Source organism: Flavobacterium algicola (assembly GCF_022399565.1).
Classification (GTDB): domain Bacteria; phylum Bacteroidota; class Bacteroidia; order Flavobacteriales; family Flavobacteriaceae; genus Flavobacterium; species Flavobacterium algicola.
In genome coordinates this window covers 1059176-1078993 of record NZ_JAJTUT010000001.1, presented here as the reverse complement: position 1 = coordinate 1078993, position 19818 = coordinate 1059176, and the positions used below count along the sequence as shown (strand labels likewise).

Annotated in this window: 15 protein-coding genes and 1 tRNA gene; 5 read left to right on the top strand and 11 right to left on the bottom strand. The window is 35.3% G+C overall.

Features of this window, described 5'->3' with window-relative positions:
• Positions 1-216 precede the first annotated feature (216 nt).
• The gene (locus LXH21_RS04685; protein WP_239863067.1) at positions 217-699 is read left to right on the top strand and encodes a regulatory protein RecX; all 483 of its coding nucleotides are present in this window, start codon (positions 217-219) and stop codon (positions 697-699) included.
• 81 nt (positions 700-780) lie between these two features.
• Here LXH21_RS04685 and LXH21_RS04680 read toward each other — a convergent pair whose 3' ends face one another.
• The 8 genes from LXH21_RS04680 to LXH21_RS04645 form a co-directional block, all read right to left on the bottom strand.
• Positions 781-3426: a TonB-dependent receptor gene (locus LXH21_RS04680; protein ID WP_239863066.1), complete on the bottom strand. Its 2646-nt coding sequence runs from the start codon at positions 3424-3426 to the stop codon at positions 781-783.
• A gap of 365 nt (positions 3427-3791) precedes the next feature.
• Positions 3792-4946 carry a beta-ketoacyl synthase N-terminal-like domain-containing protein gene (locus LXH21_RS04675; protein WP_239863065.1) on the bottom strand — a complete coding sequence of 385 codons (1155 nt, stop codon included), beginning with the start codon at positions 4944-4946 and terminating at the stop codon, positions 3792-3794.
• Positions 4947-5064: 118 nt separating this feature from the next.
• Positions 5065-7017 (bottom strand): OmpA family protein, encoded by a 1953-nt coding sequence (locus LXH21_RS04670; RefSeq protein WP_239863064.1) that lies wholly within the window; start codon positions 7015-7017, stop codon positions 5065-5067.
• Between the two features lie 485 nt (positions 7018-7502).
• Positions 7503-8765 (bottom strand): adenosylmethionine--8-amino-7-oxononanoate transaminase, encoded by a 1263-nt coding sequence (bioA, locus tag LXH21_RS04665; protein WP_239863063.1) that lies wholly within the window; start codon positions 8763-8765, stop codon positions 7503-7505.
• Positions 8766-9246: 481 nt separating this feature from the next.
• Complete coding sequence (bioD, locus tag LXH21_RS04660; RefSeq protein WP_239863062.1) at positions 9247-9870, bottom strand: dethiobiotin synthase; 624 nt, start codon at positions 9868-9870, stop codon at positions 9247-9249.
• A 75-nt stretch (positions 9871-9945) separates the two neighbouring features.
• The gene (locus LXH21_RS04655; protein ID WP_239863061.1) at positions 9946-11091 is read right to left on the bottom strand and encodes an aminotransferase class I/II-fold pyridoxal phosphate-dependent enzyme; all 1146 of its coding nucleotides are present in this window, start codon (positions 11089-11091) and stop codon (positions 9946-9948) included.
• A gap of 67 nt (positions 11092-11158) precedes the next feature.
• On the bottom strand, positions 11159-11773 hold the full coding sequence (locus LXH21_RS04650; RefSeq protein ID WP_239863060.1) for a 50S ribosomal protein L25/general stress protein Ctc: 615 nt from the start codon (positions 11771-11773) through the stop codon (positions 11159-11161).
• A 123-nt stretch (positions 11774-11896) separates the two neighbouring features.
• Positions 11897-12838 carry a ribose-phosphate pyrophosphokinase gene (locus LXH21_RS04645; protein ID WP_239863059.1) on the bottom strand — a complete coding sequence of 314 codons (942 nt, stop codon included), beginning with the start codon at positions 12836-12838 and terminating at the stop codon, positions 11897-11899.
• Between the two features lie 218 nt (positions 12839-13056).
• Here LXH21_RS04645 and LXH21_RS04640 point away from each other — a divergent pair.
• Positions 13057-13136: transfer RNA gene (locus LXH21_RS04640), tRNA-Leu, on the top strand.
• Between the two features lie 283 nt (positions 13137-13419).
• On the opposite strand, the gene LXH21_RS04635 is transcribed toward LXH21_RS04640, so the two are convergent.
• Both LXH21_RS04635 and LXH21_RS04630 read right to left on the bottom strand, forming a co-directional pair.
• Positions 13420-14721 carry an MFS transporter gene (locus LXH21_RS04635; protein WP_239863058.1) on the bottom strand — a complete coding sequence of 434 codons (1302 nt, stop codon included), beginning with the start codon at positions 14719-14721 and terminating at the stop codon, positions 13420-13422.
• A 100-nt stretch (positions 14722-14821) separates the two neighbouring features.
• Entirely contained in the window at positions 14822-15844 is a 1023-nt protein-coding gene (locus LXH21_RS04630) for a LacI family DNA-binding transcriptional regulator (protein WP_239863057.1), read from the bottom strand.
• Between the two features lie 333 nt (positions 15845-16177).
• Here LXH21_RS04630 and kduI point away from each other — a divergent pair, with 333 nt between their 5' ends.
• The 3 genes from kduI (at position 16178) to pth (ending at position 18700) form a co-directional block, all read left to right on the top strand.
• Positions 16178-17020: a 5-dehydro-4-deoxy-D-glucuronate isomerase gene (gene kduI, locus LXH21_RS04625; RefSeq protein ID WP_239863056.1), complete on the top strand. Its 843-nt coding sequence runs from the start codon at positions 16178-16180 to the stop codon at positions 17018-17020.
• Between the two features lie 19 nt (positions 17021-17039).
• Complete coding sequence (locus LXH21_RS04620) at positions 17040-17834, top strand: gluconate 5-dehydrogenase (protein ID WP_239863055.1); 795 nt, start codon at positions 17040-17042, stop codon at positions 17832-17834.
• A 239-nt stretch (positions 17835-18073) separates the two neighbouring features.
• On the top strand, positions 18074-18700 hold the full coding sequence (gene pth, locus LXH21_RS04615; RefSeq protein WP_239863054.1) for an aminoacyl-tRNA hydrolase: 627 nt from the start codon (positions 18074-18076) through the stop codon (positions 18698-18700).
• A 151-nt stretch (positions 18701-18851) separates the two neighbouring features.
• On the opposite strand, the gene LXH21_RS04610 is transcribed toward pth, so the two are convergent.
• Positions 18852-19568, bottom strand: a complete 717-nt coding sequence (locus LXH21_RS04610) for a DsbA family oxidoreductase (RefSeq protein ID WP_239863053.1) — start codon at positions 19566-19568, stop codon at positions 18852-18854.
• Positions 19569-19818 lie beyond the last annotated feature (250 nt).

Below are 19818 nucleotides of genomic sequence, written 5' to 3'. Positions count from 1 at the left end.
ACTCATATACATGTAACAGAAAGGTTTAGACTGCTACTTGTTTTTCGATATACGATAAAGAATAATTTTTGGTTTTATAATTCGCAATTATTTTTAAGCAGTCATTTATAATATTTTTGTAGTGCTTGCTTTTTAAGCAAAATTTTTTAACCCAAACGTTTAAAGTGGAAAAGTGATTGTGTATTTTAGATATTATGCCTTATTTTACCAATTGAGATGAAAGAGATCTATACCATAAGAGAGGCCGTTAAGAAATTAGAGCATTACTGCGCTTATCAAGACCGTTGCCATCAAGAAGTAATTTCCAAATTGTGGGAAATGCAATTAGATGAGAATGAGAAGCAAGAAGTTATTGCTCAATTGATTAATGATAAATTCCTTAATGAAGAACGTTTTGCTCGAAGTTTTGCTCGAGGCAAACACCGTATTAAACATTGGGGGAAAAATAGAATTACCAATGAATTAAAGATGAAAGGTATTAATCAAACGCTCATCAAAATCGCTTTAAAGGAGATAGAGGAGGAGTATGATGAGAATTTTGATCAGTGGACAGAACGATTTTGGGAATTATTATTTGAAAATAATAAGTTGAAGAAACGTAAAAAATTCTGTGATTATTTCTTGAGACGAGGATTTGAATCTTTTTTAATCTACGATAAGGTAACACAGTTAGAAAAAGGAGAAGGCAATGAAAATTGATTGATTTATAAAACTAAAATTATGACAAAAAAAATGGGCTTTACGTGATGTAAAGCCCATTTTGTTAAATTGAGTATTGTATTAAAAAGTATATTTTACTGTTCCTTGAAAGTTTCTAGTTTCGCCTGGTAGGCCTCCAGCATACATAGCTTTTATGTAATACCTTGTATTGAAGAGATTGGCAACATTTAATTTTAGATTCCAGTTTTTGCTTAAATTGTATCCCAGAGCTGTATCATAAATTACATATTCATCTACATGTGCATTAAGTCCATAACCTGTAATAGACCGCTCACTTTCATAATTTACTCCAAAGTTCAAGCTCATTACATTGCGATTTTTACCAATTAAAATCTTGTATTGACTCCACAATCGAGCATAAGTTTTTGGTACACCTGTACTTTGCTCATTTGTAACGGTGCTCGCCTCCAAGGTTTTTGGGTCTTGAAAAGTAGCATTTGCATTAAAAGATAATAAATTGGTAGCCGCATAATTAATGTCAATTTCGACTCCTCTAGTTCTGTTCTCTTGATCATAGAAATATTCTGGTACAGAGATGTTGTATGCAGAAGATCCTGGATCATCGTCATAATCATCATTTGAATATTGCAAATTGGTAGTTGCAGTCTGAAAGAATACTACTGAGGCAAGAAAATCATTTTTTAATGATTTGTAACGCAATCCAAAATCAATAGATAAAGATTCTGAATCTGGACGATCGTCACCATCGAGGGATGAAGTTACTGCATAAACAGTTCTTCCCGCAGCGTAATTTGCAAAAAGTGAAAGCTGGTCTATTGGTCTGTAATTTAGGCCAAAATTATATGCGAATCCAGAATCATCAAAATCGACATAGGGTCCTAATGCATAGATGTCTTGGTAGTTTTGAATCGTACCTAGAAAAGCACCTCCCATTCGAGCCGTAAATTTATCATAGTACAATACCTCTTGTAATCCTGTACCCCAAGCTTTTACTTTTTTCTCATACTGTGTTCCTAATATTGGGTTGTAATCCCAAATTGAACCACTGCCCCAGTTTGGATTTCTAATATCGTAAATGTAGGGTACTGGGTTTGTCGCTCTACTGTCATCTGCATCCCAAGTGTTGTACTGTGTGAAGTTAATATCCCTGTTTTCGAAATTGATACTTAACATGTGCTCCCCATGAAATTTATTTTCCGCTCCCCAAGTATTTTTAAAATCGCCAAAATACTGAAACATTTTTTCTTTTGCATCCACAATACGGTATTCTTGCCTACGCGCGGCATAAGGATATAAAACATCATTCTCAACCAATGGTGCTCTTGGGTCATCATTTATTACCCCACTAGTTGCCCAGTAAACATAATTTAATGCTCCAGTTTGGCGCACATAATTAGATTTATAATTGCGATAGAGAAACTGGTTTGTAATTGTCCAAGCTGCAGATGGCTTCCATTCGTGACGTAATTTTATTCTAGATTCAACGCCTTCATTTGGTGTTGATAGTGGAGATACTAATGTTGCATCACCGATATCAAACGGTTCTGTTCCATCTGAATTCAGTAGTGAGTTTGCCAAAGTCTTTCGCTGGTCATCGCTTAACTGTAATCCTGTAAAATTACCATTTTTGTCAAGTGTAGGATCATTTTGCAAATTCTCCCAGCTATAACCTCCCGCATTTGGATCACCGAGAACATTAGGCGTAATTAATCGCACTGGATTTCCTGTAGCATCAATTTGTACAGCATCTTCAATATAAGCGGAGGACACAGTTAACTCCTGTTTTTTGGTAGTATAGCGCAAGGTTCCGTATGTTTCAAAGCGTTGAGATGAAATGTCCCTGTAGCCTTCCTCACTCTCAGATGCACTTACCAATCGGTAACTTAAATTTTTTGCCAACGGCCCAGTTAAATCGGCCATTATGCGGTAATGTCCCCAATTTCCAAAGCGGGATTCCAAAGTATATTGCTCAAAGTCCAATGGCTTTTTTTCGATCAAATTTATGATTCCACCTGCAGCCCCCATTCCGTAAAGTCCGGTAGAAGGTCCTTTTAAGACTTCTATTTTTTCGATATTGGTTTGCGAACGCACGGGATTAAATGTATTTCCCAAACTTCCACCACCATACATTCCGTCATAGGCATAATTAGCATCGAGTCCTCTTATTATAAGGTTGTCACCAATATTATAATTGTTTCCTGCTTGCGTAACCCCACTCACATTTCTTATACTCTCTTGTATGGTACTATTGGCTTGCTGGTCCAATAAATAACCTGCAACTACCACTATAGGAGCTGGCGTATTCATTAAACTTATATTTGATTTAGTTGCAGATCCTGAGCTGATGGCCACTTTCTCTTTAGCCACTTGCGCATTGATAATTACTTCATCAAGATCTTCTAAGTTTTTTTTCAGTTCGAATGTAAGTGAAACTGTCTCATCAGTTTTTAGTATTACGGTTTTCTCTAATGACTTGTATCCGATAGAAGACACAATTACAGTAATTTTACCACTAGGAACTGCTATTGAAAATCGACCTTGATCATTTGACGATGTCCCTAACTGCGTTCCCTTAATTTGAATTGTAGCATTACCAACTATCTTGTCACTTTGATTTTTTGTAATTCCTAGGATTTGACTGCTGTAATTTTGTGCACTAAGAATTGGTGCTTGTAGTAAAATTAGAAATACTACAATAATTTTCAAATTCTTTAACCAATTAACCTCTTTTAACGTAATCTTCATCAATTATTATTTAATATATTATTCTCAATAGTTGCAATCTGTGGTTCAATCTTATCTCTTTCGAATTAAAAAAGCACAAAAAAGGGTTGCTGTTTTAAGACTGAAAATGGATAGACTATTTCCTTAGAGACGGCAAATGTATTAATTATTTATATTTAATCTAAATAATAATAAGCAAGTTTAGAAGCGATTTAAAGCAGCTGCTTTATATTGGTTTACTCGTCAGTCAGTTACAAATAAAAATATATTTGTAACTGCTGCCAATTGAAGTAAAAAGACTATAGCAAACATGTCAACTTTTTTGAAATAGGAGCGTTAGTTTACCATTCAGTCAATTTTAGAAAATGCTTTATGAGGTAATTTTTCTAGAGGGTGAGTAAGATACTAACTGCATTTCCTCCGAAACCAACAGCGTTTATCATTATCTTTTTTAAAGATCTTTTTTGTACTTGTATTTCAGTAAAAGGAACAGGAATAAATTGATTTTTTTGTAACATTAATATCGCAAGTTCGATGCTTAACATTCCAGAGGTGCCAAAAGTATGGCCAATTTTCCATTTGTTGGTCGTTAGTAAAGGGAGTTCATCTCCAAATATTTTTTGGATTGCCTTATATTCTGTTATGTCTCCTTTGATGGTTCCCGGAGCGTGCATAACTATGGCGTCAATTGTTTTTAAATCAGTATTTTGTAGCGCCATTTTCATTGATTTTTGAAAACAGATGGCCTCAGCAGAAATTGAAATATTGTGTTCCAAAATTTCTGTTGCATATCCGATACTTTCAACATAAGCTAAAGCATTATCTTTCTGACCCAGCTCCAGACAGCACACAGCGGCTCCTTCGCCCAAAATCATTGTATTTTGTTTTTTATCGAAATCTAATGCTCTGTTGGGATACTGTTCTTTGCTATTCGAATAAATTTTTAATGCGCGCATTTGCCCAATCGTAAAATCGGTTAAAGGAGCTTCACTACCACCCACCAAAAATTTTGTAGCCATACCAGCTCGTAACCACGCGATACCATTAAGCATGGAATGTAATGCAGTAGAACAAGTGATTGAGTGAGAGATTTCGGGGCCAGTAGTTTGTAAATCATGTGCAACCCAAGAGGAAATATTTCCCAAAGTTGTAGTAGGAGAGGCCAACGTTTGTGCTTTGCCTGACGCTAAATAATCACGATGATGTTTTTCGAATAATTCAGTTGCGCCTCTAGAGGAACCAAAATTAATTCCGAAATCATCACCTTTAACCCAACCTGCTTGTGCAATAGCTTTGCGTGAGGCTCTAATGGCAAACAATACTGTCTTATCTAGTGACTTGTATTTTGTGTCCGACTCGCTTAAATCTTTTATCGCTTCAGAATCTGCTTCGCTTATAGCGCCAACAATTGTCTCTTGATGGTCCAAAAGTTGATTTGAAAAGCAAGTGTTAGCATTTAAATAATTCTCCCAAATCGTTTCAGAATTTGATCCTAAAGGGGAAATAGAGGCTAGGGCAGTGATGGCAATTTTTTGTGACAACAGAATTTTTTTATTGCAAAGATAACCAAAGGTTTTGGTGTCTCAAAGTTTCGGACCTATAATGCACAAAGGGTTTGACTGATTAGTCAAACCCTTTGTTTTATTATAAAAAATAAATTTAGTCTACTGCGATTATAATAAACTCGCTTCGTCTATTTAATTGGTGCTCTGCTTCTGTACAGCTAGATGTATCTGTAGGTTCGCAAGCACAATCGTTAATTAACTGTGACTCACCATAACCTTTGGCCGTTAAGCGATTGCTTTCAATTCCATTTTTAATTAACCAAGTTCTTGTAGCTTTTGCTCTTCTGTCAGACAAAGCTTCATTGTAAGCGGCAGTCTGTCTACAATCTGTATGTGAGCGAATATCTACTTTCATTTTTGGATATTGTTTCATTACGGCTAAAACTTTTTCTAATTCAAAAGCAGCATCTTTACGAATGAACGATTTGTCAAGGTCGAAATAAATTATCGGAATGCTTAATGTTTTTGCTAAGTCAGTTCCGATATTAATTGTCTTAATGCGTTTGTCAAGTGGTAGAGAAAATTGTGTTTCTCCTGATTTTTTTAAGATAGAAACTTTTCCTTCATTCGTTTCATAATCTTTTTTCTCGGCTCTCACATAATAATTTCTACCGCATTCCACTTCTTTAAAGGTAAACTTTCCTTCGGCATTAGTATATCCTTCTTTGATCAAATTAAATTTATCGTCAAATAAACTTGTTTTAGAATTCTCTAATTTTTTTCCTGTGTCTTTGTCCGTTATATAACCACTAAGGAATTGGTTGCATTTCAGTTTTCTAGTTTCAGAGAATTTATAAATATCATCGTATCCATGACCACCGTCTCTATTTGAGGTAAAAAATCCGACACGGCTCGCACTGTCCATAAAAAAACCAAAATCATCTTTCGAACTATTGATCGGCTCTCCAACATTTTGAACTTCACTAAATTTGTTTCTTGTAATACTAGTTACATAGACATCAAGTCCACCCAATCCAGGACGTCCGTCAGAAGCAAAGTAGAGTTCGTTATCATCTGATATAAAAGGGAAGGTTTCTCTTCCTTCTGTATTTATTTCCTTTCCTAAATTTTCTGGTTTCGAGTAAGTACCATCACTATTAATAGTAACCTTATACAAATCCGATTGTCCTAAAGTGCCTGGCATGTTAGATGCAAAATACAAAACTTTGTCGTCAATACTTAGTGCAGGATGTGCAATGCTGTAATTATCGCTATTAAAAGGTAGCTCTGTTATATTCGACCATTTATCGTTATCTAAAGTTGCTTTATAGATTTTTAATAATGTGATCTTTTGACTGTCTTTTCCTTTTTTACCATCCAAATAATTATTTCGAGTAAAATACATTGTTTGCCCATCTCTCGTGAAAATTGGAGTCGACTCATGAAATTTAGAATTAATGTTAGAGCTGAAACGCTGAGGTTCTTGAAGTTGCCCTCTTTCGTTAACTTCAGAGCTATATAAATTGGTAAAAGATTGGTTGGTCCAAGTAAACACTCTTTTGTATACACCAATAGTGTCTCTAGCAGATGCAAAAACTAATTTATTACCTATGAACGCCGTTCCGTAATCTGAATACTGTGAATTAATACCAGCATCTTCAATATTAAAACGTCCCGAGTTCGCTTCGATATCTTCTAGATAGTTTTTATTATTTTCGAATAGTTGGGCTCTAATGTCATTTCCAGATTTGGCATTAAATTGCTCTAGTATCTTATCAGCTTTTTTGTATTCTCCCATTGACTTTAAACATTCGGAGTAGCGGTACAAATATTCAGGTTCTTGATTCGAATTCATTGCAAATAATGCTTCGTACCATTTTCCAGCTTTCAATAAATCAGCATTAAAATAATAAGCATTTCCTAGTTTCTGAAACATTTTTTCATCTTTGTACCCTTTCTCGGCAACGCGCTCATAGGTGGCGATTGCGTCGATATAAGAGAAACGCTCATACTGTTTGTCCGCATTTGCTACAGCTGCTTTTTGAGCTTGCATTTGTGCTGTCATGGCAAGAATACAAATGCTAAATAATATATTTTTTATTTTCATGATAGTGATTTTAAAAGAATCTTGATAAAATAATTTCCTCTATTAATTACGCAGATCTTGTTTGATTTTATAAGGTTGAATTTTATTAATTACAAATACGGTTCGCTATGTAGTTATGTCTATGATTATTCTACAATTTTCTCACGAAGATCTCTTACGTGACTATAAATTTTATTTTCAGCGTGCATCCAATTGCTGTTAAAAAAGCCTGTGAAATTAGAAAACGAGAAGTATTAAAATCGGATTTTTTAAGAAAGGAGTAAAGTTATTGATCATACGTATTTGTTAGTTTAAAACCTGTGTTTATAAGTGTCAAGCTTTTGATGTTTTCGCTATCTATTAATGACGCATCAAACATATCACTATTTTTCTTACTTATCATTTATATTCGATAAAAAAGATGTTTCCTCGTTTAAATCAGTTATTGCTACCCAAATTTTTCAATTTCAATTTTCTTAAAAGCTTGAAATCATCAAAATTAATGCTTATAGAACAGCCTCAATAGTAACATAGATTTTTTCCAATTGAGCATCAGTGATCACATAAGGAGGAAGAATATAAATAATATTACCAACAGGTCTCAAGATAATTCCATTTTCGATAAAGAACTTATATAATTTATTTCGGTAAGAACCGTAATATGATTCGTCGTTTTCGGTTTTTACTTCAAGTGCAAAAATTACACCCAAAACTCGTGTCGTTTTAACACTGGGATGTTGCTTTATCTTATCCTCAAACGCCAAATGACTTTTATTTACGCGAGCAATATTTGCTTGCATCTCATGAGATTGTAAGAGTTGCAAACTAGCCAACGCTGCTGCGCAACCTGTAGGATTGGCTGTAAATGTATGTCCATGAAATAAAGCTTTGTTGATGTCATCATCATAAAAGCCATCAAAAATTTCCTGTGTAAAACTAGTAATTGCCATCGGGATAGCTCCTCCGGTTAATGCTTTTGAGATACACATCATGTCGGGCATCCCAGTTAGGTAATCACAAGCAAAGTTTTTTCCTGTTTTTCCAAAACCCGTCATGACTTCATCAGCAATGGTAATTACTTCATTTTCTTTGCAAATAGCGAGTAACTCATCCAAAATGGCGGGTTCATACATGACCATTCCGGCTGCACCTTGAACCAATGGCTCAAAGATAAATGCTGCAAAATCATTGGTAATCACTAGTTCTATCAACGCCTTTATTGACGCAGCTTCATTACCTGGGGTAGGAACTGGAATCCGAATTACTTCAATCAGGGATTCTTTAAACGCTTCTGTAAAAAACGAAATGCCACTTGTTGCCATCGCTCCAAAAGTATCACCATGAAAAGCGTTTTCAAACGCAATAATTTTGGTTTTTTTGATACCCTTATTAAAGAAGTATTGCATTGCGACCTTAATAGCAATCTCTACAGATGTAGAACCATTATCAGAGTAAAATAATTTATTCTGATTTGTAGGTAAAACAGCAATTAGTTGTTCCGAAAGTTCGACGGCTGGCTCATGTGTAAATCCACCAAAAAGCACATGCTCCAATGTAGTCAGTTGCTTGTAAATAGCATTGGCAATTACCGGATTTGAGTGACCGTATGGGTTAACCCACCAAGAGGCAATTGCATCAATATATTCCTTGCCATCTTCGTCCCATAATAATGCGCCTTCCCCTTTTACAATCGCTATCGGAATTTGTGCTGTTTTATGTTGTGTGTAAGGATGCCAATTATGTTTTTGATTTCTTTCTGCTAGTGTCATGGGAGTAATTTGTTGCAAAGATACATAGTCGTTGTAAAAGACCCTAAGTTGGTAGAGTAAAATTTCAACTTCCTGATCAGACTGTTATTCATTATCTATGATAAAGAATGATAGGTTATTCTAAAGAGTAAATTCATTAGGGCGTGTCACCCTAGAGCTATAGGGGCAACTTTGTTTGCGTTTACAAGCCCCTATATCCCTAGGCTGTCAGGCTGTACGCGCTACTTCGGTAGCTAGCTGCCATCCTTCACGCGAGCGTAGTGCCCGCAAACACAATCCGTTACCAATAAGTATGATAAACCTGTAGGAAGTAATTATTATTTAAAGTTGATTTCTAAAACTATTATCACGTTCAGCTTGTCGAAATATCTTTTGAAAGAAGTCTTCACCAGACTCAGATAGATAATGTTGTTGTACTCAATTTCTAGTTATCATGTAAATAATCTTTTTAAGGTATTCATATGTAGTATGCAAAAGTAGATTATGAATCTAATTGTAATAAATTATCTCTAAACAAATCGGCATAGGACTCAATGACGCTTTGATCAAAATAAGGTTCTTGCTCTATACGTCCCAAGTATTTCACATTGGTCTTCTTTAAGATTATCGATTCAGTTGCTTGGTTTTCATCTCCGCTAAAAATGATTCCGGCTACTGCTATGTTTCTATTCTTTAAAGCCTCAACTGTAAGTAACGTATGGTTGATACTTCCTAAATAATGTCTAGAGATCACCACTACTTTATAATCGGGTTTGATTAGGTCTATGATAGTATCATTATCATTCAATGGAACAAAAATGCCGCCTGCACCCTCGATAACTAAATGATTGTCTGTTTCCGGAGCAGAGATTTGATTTAGATCAATCGTTATTCCGTCAATTTGTGCTGCCAAATGAGGGCTGGCGGGTGTGAGCAATGCATAACTATTGTTGTGAAACTTTGACTTAGTATTCGATACAAATGCTTGCACTTTAATAGTGTCTGAGCTTACTAAATCTCCTGCTTGGATGGGTTTCCAGTAATCGGCTTCAAGGGCTTGTGTAATAATGGCAGAGGCAACTGTCTTGCCAACGTCGGTCGATATGCCTGTGATAAATATTTTCATTATTCTAAAATTTTAAGGGGTGAAAGAGTAACCTTTTTCCATAGTACTTATTGCTGTTACAAATCTTGGGTTTTTCTAAAATACAAGAGATGCAAATAAAGTTAGTAGTTCTGATATTTGTTCTTTGGTGTTGTAGCTGTGTAAACAAAATCGCAAGCGTTCTTGACCTTCAGGAACAGTTGGCGAAAGAATTGCTTTTACTTCAAATCCTTTTTCTTGTAATTGCTGAGCGATGTTTTTTACATTCTCGTTGCCTTGCACGATAGCGCATTGTATGGCCGATTTAGAACGTACAAACAACGGCTGTAGTCCAATCATTTTTTTTTCTTGATTGAACCAAATTATATTTTCTTTTAATAATACGATATTTTGAGTATGATTCTCTAAATGCTGATAAGCCATACCAATCGTTGCTACTGCATGCGGACTCAGTCCTGTGGTATAAATAAAACTACGGGCAAAATTGATAAGGTAGGTTTGTAATTCTTTCGAACCTAAAATTGCAGCACCATGACAACCAAGTCCTTTACCAAATGTCATAATTTGAGCAAAAACTTGATCTTGGATTCCTAAAGAGTGTACTAATCCTTGCCCGTTAGTACCATAAACTCCCAGAGCATGTGCTTCGTCAATCACTAAGTAACATTCGTATTTAGTTGCCAAACAAGCTAACTCTTCTAGATTGGGACTGTCGCCATCCATTGAAAATACACTTTCGGTAACAATGTAAATAGGTGTATTGTTGCTGTTGAACTTTAAAATTAATCTTTCTAAATCTTCAAAATCATTATGGTCGTATTTGTAAGCTTTCGCGTGTGATAACTGAAATCCGTCACGAATCGAGGCGTGGCATAATTCATCATACAAAATGAAGTCATTTTTTTGAGGTACAGCACTAAAAAAGCCAAGATTGGCATCATAACCAGAGTTAAAAATCAAAGCGGTTTCTGACTCATGAAAATTGGCTATTTGTCCTTCTACCGTCGTATATACTTCGTGGTTTCCTGAAATTAATCGTGAACCTGTAGCTCCGTTTTGTGTGTAGTTGTGATCAACTAAGTATTGATGCGTAGTATCGAATATTGTTTTGGATTGTGAAAACCCAATGTAATCATTTGATGAAAAATCAATTCTTGTATTTGCACTACCCAATTGTCTTATGGCATTGGAGTCAATCCTCCTTTGGAGTTTTGTAGAAAGGGTAGAGGGGAATTTTTTCATAATTCAAAAGTAAAAAAAAAGACTGTCTTTTGGACAGTCTTTTTGAATTGTATGTTTTGAAAAAATATTATTTTTTCTTTCCTTTTGCAGGAGCTCCTTTTGCAAGTTTTGCTGCTTCTTGAGCCGCTTTCATCGCAGCACGAGAAATCTTCACTTGACAGATAACAGTGTTATCTGGGTGCATGATTTTAAAGTCTGGAGTAGGAACTTGAGTAACGTATAATTTGTTACCCATGTTAAGTGGAGTAATGTCAGCCTCAACAAAATCAGGAAGATTTGCAGGTAACGCTTTTACTTTTAATTTACGGTTGTTCAAACGTAAATCTCCACCTGCCATAACTCCTTTAGAGTTACCGATGATTTTAACTGGTACTTCAATAGTGATTTCTTTATCATCAAAGATTTGAAAGAAATCAAGGTGAAGAATTTTCTCAGAAACTGGGTGTACTTGGATGTCTTGCATGATAGCAGTAAATGACTTTCCGTTACCCAATTCGATCACAACTGTGTGTGCGTTTGGAGTGTAAACCAAAGATTTAAATGCTTTTTCTTCTGCTGAAAAGTGCACTGGTTGATCTCCTCCGTATAAAACGCAAGGAACCGCTCCAGCATTACGTAAGGCTTTAGTTGACACTTTTCCCACGCTTTCTCTTTCTGATCCTTTAATTGTAATCGACTTCATTGTAATATATATAATTGTTAATAATTCTTTTTTGGGGCTATTGGCTATTGGCCTTTAGCTTTTTGCATTCAGTTTGTGTAGTTGAAGTGGTTTTGCCAATGGCCAAATGCCAACAGTCAAAATCTACATCAAGAATTTGCCGCTGATAGAGTTGTTGTGTTGTACCATGTGCATTACTTCTGCAAATAATGGTGCACAACTTACGACTCTTATTTTATTAGATGCTTTTTTTAATGGTATAGAATCGGTTACGATTAATTCTAATAATTTAGAATTCTCTATCTTTTCGTAAGCATCTCCAGATAAAATGGCATGCGTACAAATAGCTCTTACGCTAAGTGCACCTTTTTCAATCATCAAATCGGCTGCTTTTGCAAGTGTTCCACCAGTATCGATCATGTCATCTACTAGTATAACATTTTTACCTTTTACTTCACCAATCAATTCCATTGTAGCAATCACATTGGCAGCTTTTCTTTGCTTGTAGCAAATTACTACTTCAGAACTCAAAAATTTAGAATAAGCGTAAGCTCTTTTTGAACCACCCATATCTGGTGATGCAATCATAAGGTTGTCTAATTTTAAACTTTCTATATAAGGTAAGAAAATAGTAGAAGCGAAAAGGTGATCTACTGGTTTTTCGAAAAATCCTTGTATTTGATCTGCATGTAGATCCATCGTCATAATGCGAGTTGCTCCAGCAGTTTCTAATAATTTAGCCACTAATTTAGCTCCAATCGGCACTCTTGGCTTGTCTTTTCTGTCTTGTCTTGCCCAACCGAAGTAAGGAATTACGGCAGTAATATGTCTTGCTGATGCGCGTTTTGCAGCGTCGATCATCAGTAAAAGTTCCATTAAATTATCTGCAGTTGGAAAAGTAGAGCATACAATAAATACACGTAACCCTCTGATAGACTCCTCGTAAGAAGGCTGAAATTCTCCGTCACTATAGGTAGACATTGTCATTTTTCCTAGTGGTATACCATATTTATCAGCGATCTTCTCTGCTAGATAGACACTTTGTGAACAAGCAAATATTTTAGCTTCCGGTTCTGTATGTGACATTTAAATTGTTGTTTTGTAGTTAGTTAGTGTGTCTTGTTTTTACGAGTTGCAAATTTAGAAAAAATAATCAACTCTGAAAGATAAAATTTTAGTTTTTTTGCTAGAATAATATAAAAATTTTTATACATTTGCACCGTGTTAAAGAAACAGCTGTTAGGCTACCACCTTACAGTTCTTTATTGCGTTGAAATGGCTGTCGTCATTTCATGTCTGCTAAAGCCCGGATGGCGGAATTGGTAGACGCGCTGGTCTCAAACACCTGTGGGAAACCGTGCCGGTTCGACTCCGGCTCCGGGTACTTAAAAGCCTCTTAATCGTATGATTAAGAGGCTTTTTGCTTTTATTGCTGTTTTTTAATTGAGCTTGTGCAAATTTTGCGCTTATTGTTTATTCTTAATAATAATCAATTTTTGTAGACTTTTTGAACTGTTCGGGATTACCGAACAGTTGATTCTTCTTTTATCTTAATTCTCTTTCACTTCAATGCTATAGCGACCTAAGAATCTAATTCCTTGATAACAAAAAAATCCCCGAATCAATTAAGCTTCGGGGATCTTCAAAAAAAACTAAACTAAATTAAATTATCTTATTTCTTGTAGGTCATCATTTAATGGTGTCATGCTTGGCATTAACAACTGAATAAATCCTAAAACAACTAAATAACAAGAACCTGCTACCAAGAATGCCCAAAAATAAGCAGTGTTGTCTGCATTGTCTAGTAAGCTTCCTAGAATTTTATTACTTATGATCGAGGCAACTGCTCCTACCATTCCACCTAAGCCGATGATAGTTGCGATTGCTTTTTTCGGAAAGACATCAGGTACTAAGGTAAATATGTTTGCTGACCATGCTTGATGTCCAGCGGCTCCGATACCGATTAAAAATACGGCTACCCATTTATTCTCTGCAAAGGCAACATAGCTTACAGGAAGAATTAATAAAGCGCATAGTAATAGTGTTACTTTTCTAGATTTATTGATCGACCATCCTTTGTTTATGAAGTATCCAGATAGATATCCTCCAAAAATACTTCCGATATCGGCCATAAAATACATAATGAAAAATGGAAGTCCAATGTCTTTTAATTTCAAGTCGAAAGTATCAGATAAGAATTTCGCACCCCAGAATAAGTAAAACCACCAAACAGCATCAGTTGTTTTTGCGATTGCAAATGCCCAAGCTTGGCGTTTTTTTATGATTTTAATCCATGGTATTTTTACAGTATCTGTTTCAACCTCAGAGTCACTATTAATGTGTGCTAATTCTTCTGGGGAAACTTTTGGATGTACTTCGGGTTTTTTATAAGTCGAAAGCCATATTATGATCCATATGGTGCTCAATGCTCCAGTGATCAAAAAGGGAATTTGCCAGTTGGTACCGTCTTCTTCAACGATCCAACCCACAACAAATGGTGCAGCGATAGCTCCAAGACTTGTTGCAGCATTAAAAATTCCGGTAGCATAAGCACGCTCTTTTTTAGGAAACCATTCGGCAACTGTTTTAATGGCTGCAGGAAAGTTACCTGCTTCTCCAAAACCAAGACCAAAACGAGCCAAACTAAAACCGATGATACTAAAAGCAGGAGTAACAAGGGCATGCAGCATTCCGAAGGCACTCCAGATTCCAATAGAAACGGTATATCCTATTTTTGTTCCCAAACGGTCAATGATCCCACCCATAGTAAGCATACCAATTGCATAGGCGGCTTGAAAACTTATAAGAATGTTGGCATAATCATTATTCGACCAATTAAATAATTTTTGTAGAGTCGGTGCCATTACACCAATAATACTTCGGTCAAAGTAATTGATAGTGGTGGCAAACAATAATAAAGCTAGAATACGGAAGCGGTAGTTGCCTATTTTGGCTTTTATTACATTCATTTGGTGGTTTTAAATGGTTAATTTTTGTAAATATATAAAATAAATACAATCGATTGTATTTTTAAAGAAAGAATTAATAGTTAAATTTCAAGATAGATAATTATGATTTTTTCCTAGATGAATTTCTAATGATCAATTCGGGTTCTAGAATTTTTGTTTGATTTATTCTCAGGTTGCCTTCTGATTTAATTTGTTCGAAAAGTAAACTTGCCGCTATTTTTCCCATTTCAAAGTCAGGTTGTTTTACAGTTGTGAGTGAAGGTTCAAAAACGGCAGACACAGGTTCATTACTAAAACCTACAAACGCGATATCTTGCGGAATACGGATTCCGTTTTCTTTTAAATGTTGCATGGCACTGATGGCAGAAGTATCATTTGAGGATACCACACCATCAACCTTCGGTAGTGCAAGTATTTTTTTAGCCATCTCAATTCCGTCCTCTTTCATTAAAGAAGATTCAAATACATATTCTTCTCGAAAGGGAAGTTGGTGTTTTTCCAATGCCGCTTTAAATCCCTTGGTTCTTTGTTGGTATAATTGTGAAGTTTGCGGTCCAGAAAAGTGAACAATGTCTTTGCAACCTTGTTCTATTAAATGTTCGGTAACTTCTTTACCTATTTTAAAATCGTCAATAATTACATTGGTACTGTTTGCAAGTGCGCAAGGCCTATCAAAGAAAAGGATTGGTAATCCTTGTTTTTGATATTCTTTAAAGTGGTCATGTTCCGTAGTTTTCATCGATATTGAAATCAAAACACCGTCGACTCTATTAGATAACATGGTATTCATTAACTTTTTCTCTCTTTCATAATCGTCAAGAGACTGGCAAATAATTACGTCATAACCTGCGTCATAAGCAGTTTCTTCTATTCCTGCGATGGCAGAGGAGAAAAAATGACGTGAAATTCTAGGAACAATTACCCCAATAGAATGCGTCTTGTTGGTTCTTAATTTTGATGCCAAACTGTTGCGTTGGTAACCCAACTCATTTGCTTTGCTTATAATTTTATCTTTTGTTTTTTGAGATACTCTCGGACTATTGTTGAGTGCTCTTGAAACTGTGGAACTGTCAATTTCTAAAGCTTTAGAAATATCATGAATGGTTACATTGTTGTTTTTCATCTTCATTTATTGCGCTCAAAGGTAAGTGTTTATTTCAAAAATATAATGCCATCTCTCTTTGAGACGTCGTTTTACCATTGTATCTATTTTTACTAAAGGATAGGAGTGAAGCTTTTTTTTAAGTTGCTTTTTTACAATGCTCATTAAAGTGAGAACTATTAGCTTGACCCATTCCGGTTTTTCAGGATTATGTTGGGTTACGCCTAAATTTGCGTTAATGAGAAGTTTGCCCGTTCTCTCTTCGAGCCAAATGTAACTATTAAAAAACAAAATACAATCGATTGTATTTTTAAATATTATTTGTATATTTATCAAAATTTTTAAAATAGTATTATGGAAAATAAATATGAATCTCGTTATGCAGCTGCTCCTCAAGATGTAAAGTCTTATGATACAACTAGATTACGCAAAGAGTTTTTGATCGAAAATCTATTTGTTGACAATAAAGTTAGTTTGGTGTATTCTCATTACGATCGTTATATTGCTGGAGGTGTTAAACCTGTATCTGAAACGGTTGAATTAGAAAGTATAGATCAATTGAAAGCGAGCTATTTCTTAGAACGTAGAGAACTTGGAATTATAAATGTAGGAGGACAAGGTACTGTTACCGTAAACGGTGAAGCCTATAAATTGGATCATAAAGAAGCACTTTATGTGGGTCAGGGAAACGAGAAAGTAAGTTTTGCTAGTAGCGATGCTGCAAATCCAGCTTTATTTTATATTAACTCAACTCCCGCTCATAAAGCTTATCCTGTAAAGAAAATCGGAATTGATGATGTTGAAGTTGTTGAATTGGGAGCTCCTGAAACAGCAAACAGACGTACACTTCGTAAATATATTGTAAACAGTGTAGTTGATGTTTGTCAATTGCAGATGGGGATGACATCTTTACACTCTGGTAGTGTGTGGAATACAATGCCTGCTCACGTACACGACCGTAGAATGGAAGTTTATTTCTATTTTGAAATTCCAGAGAATCAAGCGGTTTGCCACTTCATGGGACAGCCAGACGAAACAAGACATATCTGGATGGGGAACAATCAAGCTGTGATTTCGCCACCATGGTCTATTCACTCTGGTTCTGGAACGAGTAATTACTCTTTTATTTGGGGAATGGCTGGGGAAAATTTAGATTACGGTGACATGGATTTTTGTAACATCACCGATTTAAGATAATTTTTAATAAAGAAATAGTATGTCAATTCAATTATTTGATTTAACGGGTAAAGTAGCTTTAATTACTGGTGGTACTCATGGACTAGGGCAAGCAATGGCCATGGGAATAGGAAACGCAGGTGCTACATTGGTTATAAACGGTGCCTCGTCTCAGGAAAAACTAGACTCTGCTGTAGCTGCCTACAAAGCAGCAGGAATTAAAGCGCACGGTTATCTTTTTGATGTTACTAATGAAGATCAAGTCATAAAAAATATAGCCGCAATCGAAAAAGAAGTTGGTCCTATTGATATTTTGGTAAACAATGCCGGAATTATTAAAAGGATTCCGCTAGAAGATATGGAAGTAGCCGATTTTGAAGAAGTGATCAAAGTAGATTTGATTAGTCCTTTTATCATGTCAAAACATGTTGTAAAGGGGATGATCGCTCGCAAGCAAGGTAAGATTATTAATATTTGCTCAATGATGAGTGAATTGGGTCGAAGTACGGTTGGAGCTTATGCAGCTGCAAAAGGTGGACTAAAAATGTTGACCAAAAACATGGCTACAGAATGGGCAAAACATAACATTCAGGTAAACGGAATCGGTCCTGGGTATTTTGCTACAACTCAAACGGCACCTATTCGTGTAGATGGACACCCATTTAATGAATTTATCTTAGGAAGAACGCCAGCAAATCGTTGGGGAGATCCAGATGACTTGCAGGGTGCGGCAATTTTCTTGAGTTCAAATGCTAGTAATTTTGTAAACGGTCATATCGTTTATGTTGATGGTGGTATCTTAGCAACAATTGGCAAGCCTTCAAACGAAGCTTAAAATTTTTAGAAAATAATTTTTATCGAATGAATAAATCCTTTTGCATTTGAGTAATCAATTGTAAAGGGATTTTTTATTTCTATTACATCTTCAGAGTTAAGAGGTATCCAGTGCTAATTAGCTTTATGCACTATTTCGAGAATACTAAGTAAATACAGAAATGTGATTTCTTTTATTAGGAAAGAAATGGAATAGTATATTTAATTCTTTTTTTAAACAAATACCCTTATTTTTGCATCATGATAAAATGGATACAACAATTGTTTTCATCTACAGCCATAGAGGACAAAACCGAGGATATGAAGAAATTTTTAATAGTAGGATTAGGAAATATTGGTGCAGAATATGTTAATACACGTCACAATATAGGTTTTAAAATAGTTGATTTCTTGGCTAGAAAAGAGGGAGTTTCATTTGAAACTGTAAAATTGGGAACAATGGCCGAATACAGATTTAAAGGAAGGACATTTTTACTTTTAAAGCCCAATACCTATATGAATTTGAGCGGAAAAGCCGTAAAATACTGGTTGGATAAAGAAAATATTCCGGTCGAAAATCTTTTCGTTATAACTGATGACTTAAATCTTGCTTTCGGAAAAATAAGAATTAAGCCAAAAGGGAGTGACGGTGGTCATAATGGCTTGAAAAATATTAATTTCGAATTAAATTCAAATGTATATACGCGTTTTCGTTTCGGTATTAGCGATGAGTTTAAAAAAGGGAAGCAAATCGATTATGTCCTAGGTGAGTGGACGGCAGAAGAAGAATCGCTACTAACGGAAAGATATGAAATGGGAGCAGAGATTATCAAATCATTTGGAACAGCCGGACTAGAACTTACAATGACGAGTTATAACGGTAAATAATATTATACACTTATACGTGTACTTTTAAATTAAAAATGCCCAAACGACGTTAAGTCATTTGGGCATTTTGATTGTAGTGATAATAGTATGATTACTCCTTTTAATTCGCTTCTACTATCGATCTCAAACTGATTTTGGTGGAATTATTAAATTAATTACAACCATCAATTCCGCAACTGTCACCTTCTTCATTATTCAAAAGTGTAAGTTTGGGTGCAAAACTTCCTTCTTCCCATACTTTCTCCAAAGTTTGAACAAATGTCTCAACATGCTGCGCACCAGAAACAGCGTATTTATTATCGAATACAAAGAAAGGAACCCCTTGTACTCCGATTTGTTGCGCCATAGCGATATCATTTTGCACTTCTTCAGCGTATGCATTCGAATTTAAAACTTCTTCAATAGCGTCTTTTTCTAATCCTACTTCTTGTCCTAGAGCTATCAACGTCGGGATGTCATCAACATCTTTACCATCTGTCATATAAGCTTTGAAAAGTAATTCCTTTAAAGGATCTCCTAAATTATGTTTTTTGGCTAAGTGAAGTAAACGGTGTGCTTTGTGCGAATTAGCTAAAATTGCTTTATCGAAATTAAATTCCAACCCAGTATTTTTTGCGTTATCTGTCATGCTTTGTACCATCTCGATAGCCCAATCCTTATCTTTTCGATATTTCTCAGCTAGATGGTCGTAGATGTTATCTTCTGGCGATGCTACAAAACTAGCATCCAACTGAAAGCTTTTCCATTCTACTTCTATTGCATCTTTGTGACCAAATTGTTCTAGTGCATTTTCAATTCGTCGTTTTCCTATGTAGCAATATGGACACATTACATCTGACCATATTTGTATTTTGAGTGTGTTTTCCATTGTACTTTAATGTTTGTATATACAAATGTACAAAACAGATTCCTAGTTTTAAAGGAGTTTAGGATTTTATTAGGATTTACTCTTCATATAGTGTTGAAAATGAGTATCTTGTTGAGAGACTCAATTGTATGCAACAGCTCGATGCAAAATTATAAGTGACGATGGCTCTTGCTAACTTTTTTGATTCCATTTTACACTATTTAGCAGTACTAATTTATAGAATTCCACTCAATTTTCATTACCAACTCTA